Below are 578 nucleotides of genomic sequence, written 5' to 3'. Positions count from 1 at the left end.
GTGGAACATCCCCTTGTCAGGACACATCCAGAGACCGGAAGAAAATCTCTCTTTGTCAGCGGTGCGTGCACGGTCAGGATAAAAGGACTGTCCGAAACAGGAAGTACCCAGCTAATTGCCTTTCTAATGCAGCATGCAACCCAGCAGGAAATAAGCTACCGCCATGAGTGGAAAAACCTCGATGCGGTATTTTGGGACAATCGATGCACCATGCACATGGCAATGAATGACTATGACGACCACCTTCGCATTCTTCATCGCATTTCTGTCGAGGGCGATATCCCTTTTTGAGCACGGACAGGCCGGTCCGGTCATATGGCACTCTAAGCGGACTGTATGTCTTTTCCGCCGATCTCTCCGAACCGCGAGCGCTAGAGGATGGGCCCGGGGGGCCCCGGCATCCCCTCAACCAACACGACCGTTACATCGTCATCTGTGTTGCCCCTTTCCTCGTTGCGGCCGGGCAGGAGGTAGACGCTGGAGTAGGGCCCCCCGAGATTGGCAAGGGTGGTGGCCGCTCCGAGCAGGCCGATAACCTGGGGCAAGGAGGTCACAATTCCTTCCTCGCCCATCAGCTC

General features: G+C 56.2%; 2 protein-coding genes. One reads left to right on the top strand and one right to left on the bottom strand.

What is annotated here, in order from left to right:
- On the top strand, positions 1-291 hold a 291-nt coding region (locus ACXJ5O_RS29305; protein WP_457302964.1), incomplete at its 5' end, for a TauD/TfdA dioxygenase family protein.
- An 80-nt stretch (positions 292-371) separates the two neighbouring features.
- Here the strand turns inward: ACXJ5O_RS29305 and ACXJ5O_RS29300 are convergent.
- On the bottom strand, positions 372-554 hold the full coding sequence (locus ACXJ5O_RS29300) for a hypothetical protein (protein WP_457302963.1): 183 nt from the start codon (positions 552-554) through the stop codon (positions 372-374).
- Positions 555-578 lie beyond the last annotated feature (24 nt).

It is taken from the genome of Phyllobacterium sp. P5_D12, assembly GCF_054049495.1.
This window is presented reverse-complemented; position numbering and strand designations above follow the sequence as displayed.